Consider the following 18,065-nt stretch of genomic DNA (forward strand, 5'->3'; position numbering starts at 1 on the left):
AACGATCGCGCGGATCAGGCAGATAAACCCCTTTTTAACTGAAAAAACGTTTTACTGATAGACCAAATTAAGGGATAAACAGCGCAAATTGAATACGAGGAGGGCCAATGAGCCAATTTGAAACCGAAACCGGTGGTCAGTTATTGCAACTGCGTCTGGAACGTTATCCGCTGGAAGAAGCGGCAACGCAGTTACAGGCATGGGAAGCGGCCGATGAATATCTGCTGCAAAACCTGAACACCGAGGCGCTCAACGGCCGTCCGCTGCTGATTTTCAACGATGCGTTCGGCACACTGGCCTGCGCATTGCAGCCGTATAATCCGACCAGCGTCAACGACTCCTTTATGAGCCAGCTGGCGATGCGCCACAACCTGCGCCTTAACGGTTTTGACGAAGACAGCGTGGCGGCACAAAGCAGCCTGGTGCCGTTGCCGATCAATCCGGGCCTGGTGATCATCAAAGTGCCAAAAACACTGGCGCTGCTGGAACAGCAACTGCTGGCACTGCGGGAAGTGGTGACGCCGGACACCCGGATTATCGCCGGTGCGAAAGCCCGCGACATTCATACGTCAACGTTGCAGCTGTTCGAGAAAATCCTCGGACCGACCAAAACCAGTCTGGCGTGGAAAAAAGCCCGTCTGATCCATTGCGAAGCCACCTTGCCTGCGCAAACTGCGGAACCGGTAATTTCTGAATGGGCGCTGGATGACAGTGAATTCCGTATCTCCAACCACGCCAACGTGTTCTCACGCGGCGGTCTGGACATCGGTGCACGTTTCTTCATGCAACATTTGCCGGAAGGCATCGAAGGGCGCATGGCGGATTTGGGGTGTGGTAACGGCGTGATCGGCATGACCGCACTGGCGCTGAATCCCGATGCACAAATGCTGTTCGTCGATGAATCCTATATGGCAGTGGAATCGAGCCGTATTAACGTCGAAAACAATTTGCCGCAGGATGTCAGCCGCTGTCATTTCGAAGTGAACAATATGCTGGCCGGTGTTGAACGTGAAACGCTGCACGCCGTGCTGTGTAACCCGCCGTTCCATCAGGGCACCGTTGTCAGCGATGACACTGCCTGGCGCATGTTCTGCGATGCCAAACGTTGCCTGCAAACCGGCGGCGAACTGCGCATCGTTGGCAACCGCCATCTGGATTACTACCAGAAGTTACGTCGTCTGTTCGGTAACTGCACGACGATCGCCACCAATCAGAAATTCGTGATTTTGCGTGCTGTGAAAACCGCCGCACATCACTGATCGCTAAATAGCAGACATGAAAAAGCCGCTGATCGGCATTGCGCTGATCGCGGCTTTTTTTCGTCTGCTGGTGCCCTGGTATTGGTCTTTATTCTTTTTCTGCTTGTAGCTGCAACACGTTTCCTTCCAGGATTATTTTCAGGGGGGCATCGGGAATGAGTTCTTCCCGTTGCAAAACCAGACGCCAGGAGTCTTTCTGAAGGTCGGGTGTTCTGAAATGTGCAACCACCGCGACATACATCGCTTCTTTTTCTATCGGCATATTCAGCGTGGCACCGCCGTCCGGGCGTACACGGATGTCTTTCCCCGCCAATATGTCGTCTTTAAGCACGGTACTGGCCTGTGTCAGCAAAGTCTGATAATCCGTCTGATCAAAGATCTTTCGGTCTTTTAGCTGATATATCCAGACGTCAGTCGCCAGTGAGGCACCTTCTTCGTCGGGATTGACTGAGGCCCGGGCGATAAAGTCCAGCTTCAGTGTTTTAATTTGCTTATAGAAAATGGCCTGGGTCATTGCAGATGTGCCATCCGAAATGGATTGTGTCAGTCCGCATCCGCCGGTCAGCCCTGACAAGAACACAAGAGTCACCACTGCCGGATATCGCCACAGGGAATTAAAAGCAGACATTTATCACCTCACGGGTCTTAAGATTGGGCTTCAGCCCCTGATAGTCACTCAACCGGATGGTGAGGGTGGCGTTCAGCGGGACTTCAGATGATGTGGATGCGGAACGCATGACGGTGGTGTAACCCAGTTGCCCTCTGAATCCACCGTCAGAAGAGGTGTGTAATCGGGCGGGGGGCAGGATGTGACGCGGCAGCGTCAGCAGAATACGGGCATCAACCCGCCATCCCAGATATACCCGTAACAAAACGAGTAAATCCTCCGATAACTGACCTCCCGGCAACCACGCCTGCGCCTCTGCCGGATTTTCCGTATAGAGTTGCAGTTCGAACATACTGTTGACCTCTTTGGCTGAATGACCGAGCACCGGCCGCAGGCCCAGCGGCGTTTTATCACCAAAACGCAGTGGCTTAATGGCAATTGTGCGCGGATAGTGAAGACGAACGCTGGCTGTTGTCTCTGAAGACAACAAATCAACCAGTGCGATGACACCTTCCGCCGTACGGGTTGGCATCCGCATATTGCTGAGTAATGCCAGAAAGCGGGACACCGGAGTGGCAATGTTTTTCGCTGTCCCCGGAATGCCCAGACCCATGAGTCCGAGCAGGCGCTGTGATGTCTCATCGGTGCCTCCCGCCTCGAAGCTGGCCGGATATGAGTATTTTCGCCATACCCGATAGAACTGGGTCATGATGCGGTGATTAAAGATATCCAGAAATTCCTCGACTGCTTCATGTCCTTCACGGCGCTGAGCGATATCATCCAGGTAGCTGGTGGGCAGAGGGGAGTCGACGCCATACAACCCCAGGAAAGTGGTTCTGACGGTGGGAGGACGTTCAGGGTGATCCCGATCGCACTCAAGTGCTTTTAACTCACTGACCGGAAAGCCCATGCCCGGATGGGGGCGAAAACGTATCAGATCATCTTTCGGGGAACTGGTACTGCCAAGCGGCGGGCGTCGGGGGGAGGATTGTTCAATCAACTGACAAAATCGGTAAAAGTTGGTGTAAGGCAATTTGTCGCCCATATCCCGTATCAGCCGGGAATATACTGGCTGTGGTTCTCTTTCCATTGCAGGCATTTTCCTGAGGGTTGAACGATAAGCGTGAGCCGGTTAAACAAATGTATATCGGCATAAAGAGCCAGGAAGCGGTTAAGTACCTCACCAAAAAGATAAATATCCCCTTCACCGTAAAACCCCGGCGATTCCACAGTGACTTCAATGTCAACGCCACGCAGCAATAAACCTTTTTCAAAGCGTTGTAACCGGAAGTGTTCGACCTTCACGATGGCATCCAGACGGCGCCGGTTATCTTCACTTTCTGTCCAGTCATAGAGCGCCAGTGTGTTACGCAAAACTTCAGCGTTATCCATCATTGATAAAAAATGGGTGCCGAGATGACTTAAAACCCGCCAGTGGAACCGATCACGGTTTGGCGGATAGGCTGGCATGGTCGGGGGGCAAAGATTGAGTATGTTAAGCGGCACTGGCAGGGCCTGCGTGGTGGCATTCAGTAATGTGCTGCGCAGTGCCAGGCGGGGCAGCTGTCCGTTTGTACCGGTCAGGCTTAAAGTCAACGTCTCGTCGGCTATCTGACGTTCCTGTTCGAACCCGTCACCGCCTAAAATCAGCCAGGTTTCATGCAGCCCGGTAACGCCCGGTTTGACGCGGGTGTGATAGTAGCGGGCGGGTAAGTGACGGCGCAGCGTACCGCCATGGTATCGAAAAGTACGAAAAGGGGTGTAAACCTGCGCATGCGTGCGTCTGGATGAAGTGACATTATCGACTGAAAATATCTCGGTACAGGCCGGCTGCTTGCACAGAGGTTGTAACAGATAGTCGGTTTCCTGATTGCTGATACTCAGCGGTTTGGCATCAAGAGAGAAAAGATTGATCACTGGAACACAGTGCAGCCGTAAGTGACTGGCATCCAATGAGAAGTCAGAGGGGAAGGGGCTGTCGAGAACGATGTCCACTTCAAACCCTGCCAGGGTTGCGGGCAGTTCAACCCGTTCAAGCCCGCAGAGGGAAACGAACATAAATTTCTCACGGAAGGTAAAATATTCCAGCAACTGTTGATAGCCGCAACAGGTCGCATCGCCTCGTTCCCAAAGATTGGCCAGTTCTCCTAATCCTTCTGCCTTAAAATGTAATGTGACCGGTTGCCTGTCGACCTGTCCGGGCAGGCGCAGGTAGCATTTTCTCACCTGATGCGTCAGCGCCAGCAACAATGCGCAGGCTAACGGAGCATCGCCGTTCAGATAGAGCGGCAGGGAGGTAAGATCAACAGACTGCCAGTTCGCCAGCCGGCTGCAGCTAAAACGCAGACGGATAATGTGCTGTCCATCGGGCTCCATTGCCAGCGAGGCGTGTGACAATATCAGGGGTTGCAACTGTAAATCACGTGTTGTGCGGTAGCGGCAGCGGGTACCCTCCGTGCCAACAGGCTGCGATATGACTTCAAAATGCGCGACAAGTGTTTCCGTCATTTTCATCTCCTGCCAGGCCGGAGCCAGTTCCACTATCGAGAGCGAAGGGATAGTTCTCAGATAGTGCGGCCAGAGCATACTGACCAGGCCTTCGGTGAGTTCCGGCAGGTCATCGTCAAGCTTTTCCCGCAGGCGTCCCATTGAGAAAGAGAAGCCCTGAAAGAGTCGCTCTACGGACGCGTCAGCACTGCCAGGCGTCATCAGCCCTATTTCAGCTGCGCGGTCAGGATGTGCTGTGGCAAACTCCTTGGCGGCTTCCCGCAGATAGCGCATTTCAGCATCGAAATATCGCAAAGTTAAATCTTCCATGAGAATCCTTAATCTGGTGTGTCGGAGCCGGATTGGTTATCACCGGCATCATTTGCAGTGGCTGGCGGAGGAAGGAAAATTGACTGCGGCATTTTGAATCCTTTCAGCGCCAGTAACGCCAGCGGGCCTTCTCCTGCCTCGGTTCGCATCAGATAGTTAAGAGGTAAACCGTCTGGCGCTTTCCATACGAGTCTGAAGGTGCTGGAATCGATTTGCGTCACTTTTGCTTTTTCCAGCAGGCGGATAAATCCCCAGATCCCCGGATAATCGGCATACAGACGGGTGCCTGCCCGGACGCTTACCCAGCTTAAGGTTACGCGGGGTTTCCATTGGCTGTCAGGCCAGTTGAAGGGCTGCCAGCTTTCCATCTGGTTAAAGTATTTCAGGTTTTGCTGATCGAGGGTCAGCTCGGTTTGCATCACGTCTTTGGCCGGTTTGGCCATCAGTTCAAAGTGCAGGCTGGCGTCGCCATGAGTGAACACCACATCGGCAAGTTCGGAAAGCTGATTCAGCGCCTGAAGGAATTCCGGGTCAAAATGTAATCCCTGTGCGCTGATAACGTCCGGTTCCCAGTGACGTCCCTGACGTTTAATCACGCCATTGAGATTGGTGGTGATAAAGCGCGCAATACGTCCGGTGTCGTTGCGAAGATATTGTGACATCAAGGCCAGAGAGACTTCACTTTGCACGGGGGCAAAGGGGTAACGGCCATTAAAATCGGCGCTCCAGTCCTGAACAATGGCGTTTCGCCACTGTGCATTAATACTTTCTGCGGTGGGGGTGAGCACTTGTTGCCAGGCCTGTTCCATCGGCTGAACAAACATAGCCTGGCCAAATCCGCTCCATTCCTGACCCAGACTGGCGGCAACCAGACTGCCGTAATCGCGGGTATCGGTGACATCCACCGATTTTCCCTGAAAGACGGTTTGTGCCAGTGCCTGGGTCATTGCCTGCGGATCAGCGGTATTGGTCACCTGTTGTAACCTGAGACGTACGCGGGTTATCCGGGTCAGGAAACTTTGCAGACTCAGTGAGTTATAGCCATCGCCGCCAGCATTGCTGTTCATTAATGTCAGTAAGGGCGTGAAAGTATCATCAAGAGGTCCCTTCGTGTTTTTATCCCGCTGATCAATGGCGGGTTTTTGATCTGCATGAATCAGATTCTGCGCGGATTTGACCAGTGATTCGGTCAATGCTTCGTTCTGCCGCCCCGTTTTTCCCTGATAATCCAGCGTATTTAACAGGGCGACCAGCGGCGATTGCCTGATGTCAGCCAACAGCGTCAGTTGATCGATGGCATCAGATAATGTGTCAGCACGACGCCAGTGAATGCTGTTCAGAAAACCGAGCCATGCACCGGAGAAATCTGCAAAGTAGCGCTCAGTCAGCCGTGCTTTCAGCGCCTGCGGTGAGATATCTTCTTTGACAGGGTGCTTGTTATCATTTAACACCCAGTCAATTTCATCCCTGCGGGTATTGACCACGTCATCAATAGCGGGCTGTACCGCCTCTTCCCAGGCCTTGCGGGTGAACATACCCGGAACCACACTGTCGGTGCTGAACAACGGGCGGGCAGAAGTATCACCCACCATATCTTCAAGGTGCATGTCGGCATAGTGACGGGCAACCTGTAGCAGCATCTTCTGATATAGCGAAGCTTCCGCGTTTCGCATGCCAATCTGGCGTAACAGCAAGGTGCGCACCTGACCCACCATCGCTTCATCTTGCGTGATTTTCCACTGCGGATGCGCAGACAAGTTCTGGGCATAAAAGCTCAGCAGTGAAGGGCCGTAATTACGCCATACCGCGTCACTCACGCCGTTGCGTTGAGGCCACTGTTTCATCATTGTCGTGGTGAAGTATTGCGCGTCCATCTTCTCAGGGCGGGCCATCATCAGATAGGCTTTGAGCTGATCATAGGCTTGTCGGGCCATCAGGCCGCGCTGCGGACTATCGGGGGGCAGACTCAGCAATGCGTTCATCTGTTGTGTCAGTTTGCTTGCGGCGGCGTCACGAATAAATGTGTTGTTAATCTTCAGATAATGCGGCCACAGCGCGGCAAGAAGTGCCTCGTTTTGATTCATGCCAAAACGTAAATACCAGGGCGCGCCGTGGACTGCCCGGTACTGCAACTGGCCTATTTTCCGTTGCAGCTCTTGCAGGTTCATCAGGCGTTTTTCCAGCGGGATAGCGGGATCAGATATCCTGACGGTGAGGTCGACGCTTTCCCTGAGTACGGCACGGTTAGCCGTAAACGACAGCACGGCAGCGAAACACCAGAAAATTAATAATCCGGCAAGGGAATAACGCAGACCTTTTGCCCAGGGGATGCCTATACGTTTTGCCCGCACAGAGGACAAGTCATTGAGGATCCCCTTCCAGCTGGCATCAGGCAGCCAGCGAAATTTATCGACGCCTTCGACGAAGCGTAATGGCTGACTAAACATGATGCCGCGTAAAGGGGCGGCATACGGGCCCGATAATAACGGCGCAAGGGTTGCGCGCAGGCGTGCAATTTCCCCGTTCAGTAACTGATGTGAGAGGCGTAACATGAAATCGTCGGCGGGCTTTTGAAGCACCTGCTGAGTCCCCTGTACCGTCAGTTGTGATGTCAGTTCCCGCAGCGCTTCTTCCAGCATTTGCGGCGTACTGTTTGCGGGTAACAAGCATCCGATGGGTTGGGTTTCACGGGACGCCGGGGGCGATTCGCTATTTTCAATCTGCCAGACATAGAGGGGAACCTGCCAGCCGAGTAATTTCGCGCGATCACGTAACTGACGTGCGGCGGTGTCGGCCAGCGAAACCTGCTGATGACGGGCATCACATACCCAGACGATGGCCTGAGGCGGGCGGCGGCGTAATTTGCGCAGCGCCGCAATACGGTTGCTGTCTGATGCTGAGGTGATGTTACCGCCCCATAACAGTACGGTGCCATCGGCTTCAATCCACTGTTGTGAAATCAGTTCGGGGGCAATCATCCCCACAAGCCTGGATTGACCGACCAGAACAACTAACCGGACTTTCGACCGCCAGAAGCGTCCATAACGATGGCGCAGATAATCACAAAGCTCTTCTGTATAAGGGGATTGTGTTTCGCCGTCAGCAGCAGAATGCGTTTCTTTTTTCGATACGGGGCTCCGGGCGGGCGGGGGCCGACGTGAGTTGCGATAAATAGCCATCACTGCGAATAACAGTGCCATGCCCAGCGCCCAGATCAGACTGCGCAGCAACGGGCTGAGCCCCCAGCGTTCGCTAAAGAAATACAAAACCGCGGCGAGAATCGCACCAAATACCATCGCCAGCAAACTGGCTCCGGAAGGGCGGGATGCAAAGGGATTAATCATGAAATGTCTTCTCCGGGAGAGACAGTCGCAAATACCAAAGCGTCAGCCTGCGACAGAACCAATGATTGCGGTGCGTAACGGTATTCGGCCATCAGCATCATGAGGGTTATCGTAAAATAGTCAGTGGCAGGGCCGGGTTTTCCCAGCCAGTACGGGATGAACTGTTGTTCTGGCACAGGGGGATTGGATGCCGGATTTTGCACGCGCAGTTGCCTGCAGCGTTTAAGCGTCAGGATATTCTGTGCGGCAATAGCGGTTTGGTTGTACCACTGGTCTGAAACGTTCATCGCCGGTGCCTGATATTTCAGGAACAAACCGGCGTTATGTTCAGCTTCCTCTGCTGTGCCTGTCACAGGCCGGTGCAGGCGACAGCGTGACCTCACCGAACCTGACCCATTGGCAGCAATTAACCATGCGATAGCACCGTCGGTGTGGATCCGGGGTTGATCATTTTCTGGCCACTGGAAAAATATCAGTAACTTAGCGTTGCTATTACCGTCATTTAGCCACTGCGTCGTCTGATCAGCCCAGGGCTTTGTCACGGCACCACTGAAGAAATCAGAGACTGCTGAAAGTGATAAACCCAGTTTTTCCCATGTCAGGGCGAAGGCCCGCCGGGCCGCTTCGTCATCGTTGCAGGGTAAATAAACGTCAAGCGGGTTCCGTAGCATTCTGAGGGAAGCGGCTAAGGGAGCCAGTAATTCTTCGAACAGATACAGAAGGGGAGGGCGCGATGGCAGTGAAAATGCCACCTCATTGTTCACTAATGTCCGGTGTTCAAAAGGGTGCGGGATTTCGGCGGGGAATATGTAGCTGAAATCCAGAATATTCAGACCTGATTGTGCCCATACCTGCCATTTTTCCTGATGCCATTCATTTTGCTGCTCCATGCTTTCGGCGTGTTCCGCATTAACGCCGTAACTGAACAACCGCCAGCCGGCAATACCCAGAAACAACACGGTGACGGTAATCACTGCGCCAAAGGTTAGCAGTAAAATCCGCGGATCTTTAAGCCAGTACCACAGGCCGCATCCGGCAGCAACGCAGAGCATCACCAGCAAGGAAACACCACGCCACCATCCGTTCCACTGAAGGGGGGCCGGATGTTTGACGACATACGGTAGCGGAATATCCCAGGACATTATCCTTATCCTTCAATATAGGTAGTGGGTAGGCTGCTCAGTACTTTGCAGCCACAGGCACAGACGGCTTGATCGAAAGCCACTTGTTTGCCGTCTGAGAGCCATGTGGGTGTGGTACTCACAATACGATTGACGCCATGACCTAAAAGAGGACAAATGACGACATCGCCAATTAACGCGGCAACAATGCCTTCAATAATCATGGTGGATGAAGCAGACATTACAACGCCACCACTGGTCAGTTTATCGCCCAGCCGTATAATTCCTTTTGGCATGATATTTTTCTCTGTTTATATGTTGGGAGTCAGAAAGGGTAAATTATTAACAATTGTCAGGGTTGTTTTAGGGGTAGTAATGAACATCAAAGTTACCTGATTTTAAGTGAGGTTATCTTTTTCTGGGTAATAGAAAACATCAAAGATTCCTTTATCTAATGTTTGTATAATTGCAGATGGTACCTTTTCATTTCCTGATTGGTTGTTGGTTTTTTTTATTTTTTTAATCTTATGTCTGGAGTATTTTGCAAGATTAAGTGTTTCACCGTTAGAGATTTCTAATACGTTGCAAATTTTCTCGAATAATTCACCTGGAGCACGATTTTCATTTTTTATTCCTCTGGTTATAAAGAAAGTGGTTGTGAATGTGAGAAAAAATATGGTCAATAAGGCATAGAAAAATTTCTCTAAAGTTGGAAATTCGAGGAGACACAAGAATATAAATATTGACGTATAAAAAATCCCGGTTAAGACTGTAAATTCTTTAACGTTTGAGTACTTTCTGCCAAAGTGACAATTTTGTGTGGTCGAAATTATCCGTGTCTTTGGGTTAGCAACAGCGTACATACGATATTCATTATTTTCCGGCATGGCAGCTATTTCTACATAGTCTCCTACCTGCATATTCGAATGGCGTAACCATCCTGAGAAGACTCTGCTATCTACTTTCCCAGTGACGTAAATACATTGACTTTCTTTTCTCCTGCCGTCATTAAATCGGGCATGAGGCGCATCCCCGGCAAAAAACTGTAATAGTAATAAAAGTGAAGCCCCCTCGTTATCCCGTTTAATTTTCTCTTCGGCGCGGGCTTTTTCGGTACTGTATTCACTGAAGTCAAAGTAACCAATGACCTTTTTAATTGAGAGTTCTTCGACTATTCCGCTGATTTTAATTAAAGGTTTGGTTGGGGGGAGTTCAGGTAAGGGAGGGAAGCTATTTTTCTCAGCTTCGACTTGCCGGAGGTATTCTTTTGCCCTGATAAGGCTAAGTCGGGTCTCCTCTATAAATATTCTGCTATACATTTGATTAGCTGGATCCTCTTTGGAACCCGGGCGGTTCATTTCGTCATATTCTTTAATTTTTCTAGTTCTGTTTTTTATGTAAAGTTCTAAACTAACAAAACATCCCTCTAATCGGTCTAAATCTTTAAATTCACTTCTCAGGCAACTGGTGTAGTTGACCAGTCGTTCATCTGTTTCTTTTTCCATTAATTTATCCTTTATCAATTACATTGACATGGTGATGTCAAATTACTATTGATTGGCATTATCTTTTACTGGGTAATAGTAAACATCGAAACCACCTTGTATTATTATTTGAGGTGTTGAAACAATCCCTTTTTCAGGTTTAATCCATTCACCTTTTTCTTGTTTATATTTTATTTTCTCTCTGGTGAATTTATCTAGATCTAAAGTATTTCCATTAGGTATGTTTAATGTCGCACAAATTCTTTCAAAGAGATCGCCAGGTGCTCGAGCATCGTTATTCAACCCCCGGAATAAAACGAAAGAGAATCCTCCAGTAAGGGACAGGTAAATTAGCACGGCATATCCCCATTCCTCGAGGCTCAGGGAGGCAAAAGATGCGTAAATAAACACCATAAAGAAAAAGAAAATCCCCGTTCCTTTTATAACGTATCTGATGCTAAATCGATTTTTTCCGGCATAACATCCGGTAGTGACCGATATTGTTTCCAGTTGAGGTTTAGCCGCAGCATAGATTTTAAAGCCATCATCTTCTGGCATTGCAGCCATTTCTACATAATCACCTACCTGAATATTGGTTTGCTTAAGCCAGCCTGAAAAAAATTTCCCGTCAACTTTTCCTTCAACATAAATACATCGTGATTCTTTTCTCTTGCCATCATTAAACCGCGCATGGGGCGCATCCCCGGCAAAAAACTGTAACAGTAATAAAAGCGAGGCACCCTCGTTATCGCGTTTAATTTTCTCTTCGGCTCGTGCTTTCTCGGTGCTGTATTCACTGAAATCAAAGTAACCAATGACCTTTTTAATTGAGAGTTCTTCGACTATGCCGCTGATTTTGATTAATTGCTTTGTTGGGGGGAGTTCAGGGGGAGTAGGGAAAGAATTAATTTCTGCCTGAACTTGCTTTAGGTATTCCTCTGCCCTGATAACACTTAGGCGTGTTTCATCTATAAACATTCTCTTATATGCTTCCGGCGAAGACTCTTCTTCCTGGATTGGATTTTTCATTTCATCGTACTCGTTAATTTTTTCAGATCTATGTTCGATGTAAATATCTAGGCAATCGAGTGATACTTCAAGTCGTTCTAGATCTCTATATTCGCTTCTTAGGCAACTAGTGTAGTTGACTAGTTGCTCATCTGTTTCTTTTTCCATGGAAGTATCCTGTCAATATTTCAGTCGAAAATGGGTGTTAATATCCTGTTGGCGTTTTCTTCTCTCGTCTTCTGCTTTTTTAATTTCTTCTTCAGAAAGAGGTAGGTTAAATACTATCTGCATAGCAGTATGTAATAATTCTTCCTGTTTTTGTACTAACGCAGATATGTCGTATGCAGTTAAATACATTGTATTATGATTATTTGATTTTGTTCCGAACACGGTTTGTTCACACCAGTCCTGAATTTCATTATCAGTCCACATTTCGTATAGCATCTGAGCGAAAACTATAGCAACCATCACCTGCCAGGTTGACATAAACCCAACTAGTCTTGTTACTCCTAATCCTATTCCTTCAGTAGCTGTCGATAAAAGTGTAAACTTAAGTCCTTGTTTGCCCATCGCAGCCAGTACTTTGTTCTTACTGAGCAAAATGTCATTGATCGTACTGAGAGCAAATGCTGTATCTGAAGAAAACTTTGCAAATGAAAGAACGACTGACCATGAAACCCAACCTTTCTTTTCCCCTTTGTCAAAAATATCACGGATATCCATAATAACCGTGAGTCCGGCCGCAACGCTCCCCAATGAGGCTGCTCTCATTTTCCAGATATTTGCCTTAATCTCAATTTCAATGACGTTCCTGTATGCTTCTTCAATCATGGCTGCGAGTGAACTGCCTGCAAATAACAAAGGGATGCTTAGTGCCGTTATATCTTTAACAGATCCCTTACTGCTTTCTGCCAGGCTTAATGCCAGTATTGAATACATTATTATGCCCAAAGATTTAATGCGAAATAACTTTATCGTTTCTTTACCTTTGACACTCTCATTGAGTTTATTATATTTATTTTTGAATTCATCTAAGTCGCTAAGGTTTTTATCAATCTGACTCAATTTATTATCACGGATCTTCTGTATATTCTCCCTCGCCTCAGCCGTGAATATACTCTCTCCCGCAGGATGGGCGATTGCGTCATTCATCATTTTGACTAGCTGGTCTTTTGCAACGCCGGAATCCAAAAGAAATAATGCCCTGAGCGCTTTACCCTGAAAGGTATCCACCACGGTGCCGGCCAGTACCTGATTGGTCATGGTGGTGAGGGCGCGGTCACCAAACCCCATAATCCTTTGTGTCAGGGATTGCGCCTGGCCGGATGACATCATGGCGGTTAATGCCCTGTCCACGGCGTCAGCATAAACTCCCAGGTTATTGAGGATAAACTGCGTATCTGTTTTTATTTGCTCACCTGCCGAGGGCGCTTTCTGGCTTTTTATCTGTGCCAGTAACGGATTGACGGAGGTCATGACCGCCGGGCTGTTAAAAAACTGATAGCGCCAGAGCAGGTTCTTATTGTCCAGCGTGGAATAGCTGTCAGCCCACGTATTAATCTGCGCCTTTCCCGTCTCACTCAGATTTATCGACGCCAGCGCGTAACCGACCATTTCCCGGTAATTAAGGTGGTCCTGAGTCAGGTCAGAGTTGAAATCGTCAATGCAGGCAATAAACAGAGGATGCTGTAACCACAGCAGGCGCAGCCCGATAAGGATGCCTGTTTTTTCCTCTACGGTACGGGTCAGTTCCCCGTAAGCGATTTCAAAATCCGTGATCCAGCGCTGTTCAAACTTATCCGCGTATTTCTGCCAGGCTTTGTTCACTGCATTGAGTTTCCATTTCGCCCGGCTTTCTGCGTATATTTTTTCCAGTTCTTCATAGGAGGGCGTCGTCCCCTTCAGGTCGAATCCGGCCCCGTTCAGCACCGTTTCAATACTGTGCCGTGAAGCCTTCTCCGGGAAGGTCTGGTCAAACTGCTGTTCTTCAGCCTGTCTGATGACCCGCTCCAGCCCTTTGATATCGTAATAGGTCGCAAACTCCACGCCCAGCTCATCGCGGTAGCGTTTATGCATCAGCGTCATGTCATCACACCAGCTGGTCAGCTCATGCGCGATGCCAATCGGGTCATTGACTGCCATGATAAGCGGTTTTACCGGCGTGCCGTCGGGTAACGTGCCGCGCGATGCTAAAGCGGTCAGGGTCACGCTTTCTTTTCCGGCACGTTCAGTGCTCCAGGGGTAAAGCGTGGTGCGCGGACGAACAGCATCGGCCGCAAAAGTGTAAAACGGCGGGGGGTCGGGTATGTCGCTGATACTGGAAATGTTGCTGATACGGGAAATATCAGTGGAAAAAGGTAACTTCCCGGCGGGACAGGCAGGCCCCGGCGGCTGATAATCAAGTACGGTTTGCAGGGGCGCCTGCGTGGCCTGTGCAATGCCTTTTTCCTCTTCGGGAGCGGTCCATTGCCAGGGTTCTACCTGCTGCATACGCGCCTTTCGTTTACCGGCATCAGTGGCATAAATGTCCAGCAGGGCCGGGTTCCATTTAGCCGGTGTATAAGCCAGCCAGAGCGTGCTGGTGAGAGCCAGCTTATCCAGCACAATGAATTCAATATTGGCGGATTTATGGAAACCTCTTTCGCAATCCGACGTGTATTTGGGCTGTGCGGAAAGGGCGTCATTCTGCTTCCACAGTCCGCCATCTGGCGTGATGCTCCAGGTTTCCCAATGTGCATCGGCTTCGTACCAGACGTATAAAAAACCGGCGCGCATGGCGCGTAAACCGTAGTCATAACCGGTGGTTTTAGGGAAATCGATTTCAGGTTTAGCCCATCCCGGCAGTTTAGGGGAGAGTGAGTCCGGTATCGGGGCATAACGCACCGGCAGGATGGCCGGGCCGCCCGGCTGACAGCGGGGACAAATTACGACTTCAGGCTGACTCATGACAACAGCTCCTTGTTTTTGTGCGTGGCGGCAGTTAAGTGCTGACATTCATCCGCCAGCCGCTGCCAGTCCTTTGATGTGAGTGCGCAAATGCGCTGGCGATAGCGTATATCGACCGGCTGAGTCTCTGTGGATAGCAGATATTGAAACTCAGGGCTCAGATCGATGTGCGGGTGATAGCGCAGGACGTGAAAGGCAAATAATGCGCGCTCATCAAAGGTGGTAATGACGGGCGAATGGGCAATGCGTTGCAACGCGAGTTCTGCCATGCTTCGTAATGCAGCCTCGCTCCTGCGTGAATCGTGCCTGGTCAGATCGCGGTATTGCCTGAGCGCCTGATTAATGATCCCGACGCGTTCCAGCATTGCATTGTCATTTTCCTGCAAGGCCAGGGAGAAGGTCAGCAAAGGTTGCGGGGATGTGGTGTGTCGGCGGGAAACAAGCCGGCCGTCGCCGTCCGGGAAATGCCACCCTGACAGGATGCCCAACATGCGCTGTTGCTGGAAACTACTCAGGTGCGGCCATAGCGTGTTATTCACTGCCGGATCAAAGTAACGCAGCAAAATATTGCCGCCTTCCTTCAGCTTTTGTACTGCAGTACTGCCTAACTGACGGGCAACAACGCTGGCAGGCTGCATGCTGGTCAGCCAACCGCACAGGGTGCGACCGCAACCGGCCATCAGTTTTGCCGGATCGATTTCCTGCAGTGACCGGATGATACTTTCCTGCAGCAAGGTTTGATCCTCTGGCCGGGTGAGGTCGAGTGTTATCAGCCACGGGTAATAAGATTGTGGTATTGAGGCATGCCGCAAGGCGACGGGTTCCGGGCGGCGTTCTGTCAGGGTGATAAGCCAGGGAGACGTAATGTTAAGTTCCAGTTTCGCCGGATCAATCAACAGAAATACGTTTTCTCCGTTTCGGAGCAGATGTTCACTCAGTTCGTTAAAGATTGTTGTCGCTTGTTGTTTAATTGCCGTATCGCCGTAATCAAACAACACCTTTTCTTTGTCATATTCCAGAGTCGTCATTTCATTCATCCTTTAACTCAGGCTTACCGTCGGTCCCTGACCCGCCGCCGCTTCGTCTATCATCGAAGCGCAGTGTTCCGGTAATTTCAGCGATGCATTCTGGCTGTCCGGCCCGACTTTTTGCAGCGTGGCACTTTTCACCGACACACTGCCCGGCCCGCCGATTTCCACGTTACCGCCTTTGATGCGAATAAAACCGCCGCCGCATTCAAGCAGCAGTTCGGTTTTGGCTGAAACAGTCACTTTGCCGTCGCTGCTGGCGATCGACATGTCTTTCTTCGAGAACATATCCAGTGCATCACTTTGCGCCTGGATCTGTATCCTGCCGGCGGCGGCAAACATTTTGATGCCCATGGCTTTGGCGAACAGACTGAGAATTTCCCCTGAGGCGATACGCAGTTTTTGCGCGATGCTGATATCGGCATTCTTGCCTGCTGTGGCAATCAGGTTTTCACCGGCGGAGAGTTGCAGGCTGGCTGGGGTAACTTGCGCGATCCCGGCGGGTGCAGAGAGAAGCAGGGCGCGCTGTTGTAATTGTTTAAGCGTGTCATTCATCAGGCTGGCCTGTTTTTCGATATCGGCCAGCTCTGCTTTGGCCATTTTCGCGGCGGTGTGAAGGCTGATCGCTTCACGATGTGCCGCTTCCAGTTCGTCAAGCGCTTCATGCATATCGAGAACTTTTCCCTGCGCCTGAAGCTGACCGTCGGCACTGATAAAAATACCTTTGGCGGCACGGATGGCACCCCAGTGATCTGTTCGCAGTTCGAACCCTTCACCACGCTGTTCTTTCTTGTTATCCACCAGGTGCCCGATACTGACCTGACTTTTACCGTATTCCGTGGCGACTTTGACATGCTCTTTACCGCGTTCGTCATCGAGCCTGAGTTTGTTGTTTGCCGGCGTGCGCAGTACGTTTCGTTTATAGTTTTCAATAGTCACATGATCAGGGTGGCGGGAGTCGTGAAGGGCATGAGCGATATACGGCTTATCGGGATGCCCGCCGTCGAAGGCTACAGCCACTTCCGTCCCTGCCAGCAAAACCAGATGTAACCCGTAAGTATCCCCGGCATAGGCACGGGCCAGACGTATCCACGGGCTTTCATAGCCATCTTTCCAGGTATCGAGGTCAAAGTTGAAATTCAGGCGATAGCGGCCATCTTTATCGATATGGCTGTAGATGTCGTTCGGGCTGATACTGGTGATACGTGCCGGTAAGGTGCCGATTATTTTCGGACGCGCCCGCAACGCAGGACGAAATCCGACGGTTTCACTGTATGGAATGCCGGTGAAAGTCACCTGATAGGACGTGCTTCGTGATGCGCGGGCAACGGTTCCGGTGATCAGAATGCCTTTCCCGTAGGCCTTCGGAATAATGCCGTCGATTTCTAACATTTGCCCCGGTGCCAGTCGGGTAGCGTTGGTTTTACCCCATAGCTGATGCTGATCGTTCAGGTCACGTTCATGGCGCAGAAAGGCATAAAACCCGGCGCTGTCCGGTTCTGGTTTCTGTACGCCGCCTGTTTTCAGAAAGCCTTCGGCATAGTGATAAATATTGCCAGTGGTGGTTTTATCCTCTGACACCACACTGTTTTCCACCGTCAGCGTATTTGCTGCATCGCGATAGTTGTAATCCTTTACCCTGACGGCACTTTCGACGATCTGATGCAGTGCTGACAAAGACCAGACGGACTCTGCGGCGTTATCGTTCATGCCCGAGACATCTTTCACCGGCAGTTTGACATCAAACTGGTAGTACTGCTGGGCATCGCCAAATATCACCACTTCTTCCCTGAGGCGGTTGTCCATTTCGAAAGTAAACCAGATCCCCACTTCGGAAAGCAGGCGGCGGATAAAGTCGAAATCGGACAGTTGCCACTGGGTGACTAACTCACGACGCGGATAACTCTGGCTCAGACGAAACTCAAACTGCCAGCCCTGATAACGGTGATTATCCCGCAAGATTTTTTCAACGATTTCCGGTACTGACATGTTCTGATAAATGGCGCAGCGGCGTGTGTGGTCGAGCAGGACCAAATGTGGTTCAAGGGTCAGGCGGTAGTGTGCTTCATCGCGGGATTCTGACAAGCGGGCAAACTGAGTGATAACGCCGTGCACCGTGCGTTGTACCTGTGGCGGCGTGAAAATATTGAATGCTGTGGCCGGTAAGGATTGCATGATGAACGAGGCGTCCTGCATCAGAATAGTCTGCGGATCGATGTCCTGAATCACGCTGGTGACGTCGACGACATAACGGTAGGCCCGGCTCAGATGTTCTCTGGCGACAAAAGACTCAACATCGAGGGGGGCAGTACTGTTGTGTACGGCGAGCTGATAGCGGTTTAGGGAGCTGACAATGTTCAGTGGCGTTGAGGAGGCAATATCCATTTCTGAATTCCTTAAGTGTGATAAACGTTTCAGTAAGATGTCGACACGCTACCGCCCCTAGCCGTA

The 18,065-nt window shown here is 50.5% G+C and carries 12 protein-coding genes; 1 reads left to right on the forward strand and 11 read right to left on the reverse strand.

Going from position 1 to position 18,065, the window contains the following annotated elements:
- Positions 1-107 precede the first annotated feature (107 nt).
- A complete protein-coding gene (gene rlmG, locus RAHAQ2_RS02720) occupies positions 108-1,259 on the forward strand; it encodes a 23S rRNA (guanine(1835)-N(2))-methyltransferase RlmG (RefSeq protein ID WP_014333752.1) in 1,152 nt (383 codons plus the stop codon).
- Between the two features lie 88 nt (positions 1,260-1,347).
- Here the strand turns inward: rlmG and tssJ are convergent, their stop codons facing one another.
- From tssJ to RAHAQ2_RS02775, 11 genes are all read right to left on the reverse strand, one after another.
- Positions 1,348-1,887: a type VI secretion system lipoprotein TssJ gene (gene tssJ, locus RAHAQ2_RS02725; RefSeq protein ID WP_014333753.1), complete on the reverse strand. Its 540-nt coding sequence runs from the start codon at positions 1,885-1,887 to the stop codon at positions 1,348-1,350.
- Entirely contained in the window at positions 1,874-2,956 is a 1,083-nt protein-coding gene (gene tssG / locus RAHAQ2_RS02730; protein ID WP_014333754.1) for a type VI secretion system baseplate subunit TssG, read from the reverse strand. Before tssG ends, tssJ begins: the two co-directional genes overlap by 14 nt.
- Positions 2,920-4,683 (reverse strand): type VI secretion system baseplate subunit TssF, encoded by a 1,764-nt coding sequence (tssF, locus tag RAHAQ2_RS02735; RefSeq protein ID WP_014333755.1) that lies wholly within the window; start codon positions 4,681-4,683, stop codon positions 2,920-2,922. Before tssF ends, tssG begins: the two co-directional genes overlap by 37 nt.
- Before the next feature lie 8 nt (positions 4,684-4,691).
- Positions 4,692-8,027 (reverse strand): ImcF-related family protein, encoded by a 3,336-nt coding sequence (locus RAHAQ2_RS02740; protein WP_014333756.1) that lies wholly within the window; start codon positions 8,025-8,027, stop codon positions 4,692-4,694.
- Complete coding sequence (locus RAHAQ2_RS02745; RefSeq protein WP_014333757.1) at positions 8,024-9,169, reverse strand: hypothetical protein; 1,146 nt, start codon at positions 9,167-9,169, stop codon at positions 8,024-8,026. Before RAHAQ2_RS02745 ends, RAHAQ2_RS02740 begins: the two co-directional genes overlap by 4 nt.
- A gap of 5 nt (positions 9,170-9,174) precedes the next feature.
- Positions 9,175-9,444 carry a PAAR domain-containing protein gene (locus tag RAHAQ2_RS02750; RefSeq protein ID WP_014333758.1) on the reverse strand — a complete coding sequence of 90 codons (270 nt, stop codon included), beginning with the start codon at positions 9,442-9,444 and terminating at the stop codon, positions 9,175-9,177.
- A 102-nt stretch (positions 9,445-9,546) separates the two neighbouring features.
- Positions 9,547-10,653 (reverse strand): putative type VI secretion system effector, encoded by a 1,107-nt coding sequence (locus RAHAQ2_RS02755; protein WP_014333759.1) that lies wholly within the window; start codon positions 10,651-10,653, stop codon positions 9,547-9,549.
- A 45-nt stretch (positions 10,654-10,698) separates the two neighbouring features.
- Positions 10,699-11,808: a putative type VI secretion system effector gene (locus RAHAQ2_RS02760; protein ID WP_014333760.1), complete on the reverse strand. Its 1,110-nt coding sequence runs from the start codon at positions 11,806-11,808 to the stop codon at positions 10,699-10,701.
- Between the two features lie 12 nt (positions 11,809-11,820).
- On the reverse strand, positions 11,821-14,586 hold the full coding sequence (locus RAHAQ2_RS02765) for a T6SS effector BTH_I2691 family protein (RefSeq protein WP_014333761.1): 2,766 nt from the start codon (positions 14,584-14,586) through the stop codon (positions 11,821-11,823).
- Positions 14,583-15,614: a DUF4123 domain-containing protein gene (locus RAHAQ2_RS02770; protein WP_014333762.1), complete on the reverse strand. Its 1,032-nt coding sequence runs from the start codon at positions 15,612-15,614 to the stop codon at positions 14,583-14,585. The genes RAHAQ2_RS02765 and RAHAQ2_RS02770 overlap by 4 nt, the downstream gene beginning before the upstream one ends.
- 12 nt (positions 15,615-15,626) lie before the next feature.
- Positions 15,627-17,999: a type VI secretion system Vgr family protein gene (locus RAHAQ2_RS02775; RefSeq protein WP_014333763.1), complete on the reverse strand. Its 2,373-nt coding sequence runs from the start codon at positions 17,997-17,999 to the stop codon at positions 15,627-15,629.
- Positions 18,000-18,065 lie beyond the last annotated feature (66 nt).

The sequence above is a fragment of the Rahnella aquatilis CIP 78.65 = ATCC 33071 genome (assembly GCF_000241955.1).
Taxonomy (GTDB): domain Bacteria; phylum Pseudomonadota; class Gammaproteobacteria; order Enterobacterales; family Enterobacteriaceae; genus Rahnella; species Rahnella aquatilis.

What these genes read in the sequence shown, in the direction of transcription:
- rlmG (WP_014333752.1), top strand. Translation starts at nt 108, where the DNA reads ATGAGCCAATTTGAAACCGAAACCGGTGGTCAGTTATTGCAACTGCGT.
- tssJ (WP_014333753.1), bottom strand. Translation starts at nt 1,887, where the DNA reads ATGTCTGCTTTTAATTCCCTGTGGCGATATCCGGCAGTGGTGACTCTT.
- tssG (WP_014333754.1), bottom strand. Translation starts at nt 2,956, where the DNA reads ATGGAAAGAGAACCACAGCCAGTATATTCCCGGCTGATACGGGATATG.
- tssF (WP_014333755.1), bottom strand. Translation starts at nt 4,683, where the DNA reads ATGGAAGATTTAACTTTGCGATATTTCGATGCTGAAATGCGCTATCTG.
- RAHAQ2_RS02740 (WP_014333756.1), bottom strand. Translation starts at nt 8,027, where the DNA reads ATGATTAATCCCTTTGCATCCCGCCCTTCCGGAGCCAGTTTGCTGGCG.
- RAHAQ2_RS02745 (WP_014333757.1), bottom strand. Translation starts at nt 9,169, where the DNA reads ATGTCCTGGGATATTCCGCTACCGTATGTCGTCAAACATCCGGCCCCC.
- RAHAQ2_RS02750 (WP_014333758.1), bottom strand. Translation starts at nt 9,444, where the DNA reads ATGCCAAAAGGAATTATACGGCTGGGCGATAAACTGACCAGTGGTGGC.
- RAHAQ2_RS02755 (WP_014333759.1), bottom strand. Translation starts at nt 10,653, where the DNA reads ATGGAAAAAGAAACAGATGAACGACTGGTCAACTACACCAGTTGCCTG.
- RAHAQ2_RS02760 (WP_014333760.1), bottom strand. Translation starts at nt 11,808, where the DNA reads ATGGAAAAAGAAACAGATGAGCAACTAGTCAACTACACTAGTTGCCTA.
- RAHAQ2_RS02765 (WP_014333761.1), bottom strand. Translation starts at nt 14,586, where the DNA reads ATGAGTCAGCCTGAAGTCGTAATTTGTCCCCGCTGTCAGCCGGGCGGC.
- RAHAQ2_RS02770 (WP_014333762.1), bottom strand. Translation starts at nt 15,614, where the DNA reads ATGACGACTCTGGAATATGACAAAGAAAAGGTGTTGTTTGATTACGGC.
- RAHAQ2_RS02775 (WP_014333763.1), bottom strand. Translation starts at nt 17,999, where the DNA reads ATGGATATTGCCTCCTCAACGCCACTGAACATTGTCAGCTCCCTAAAC.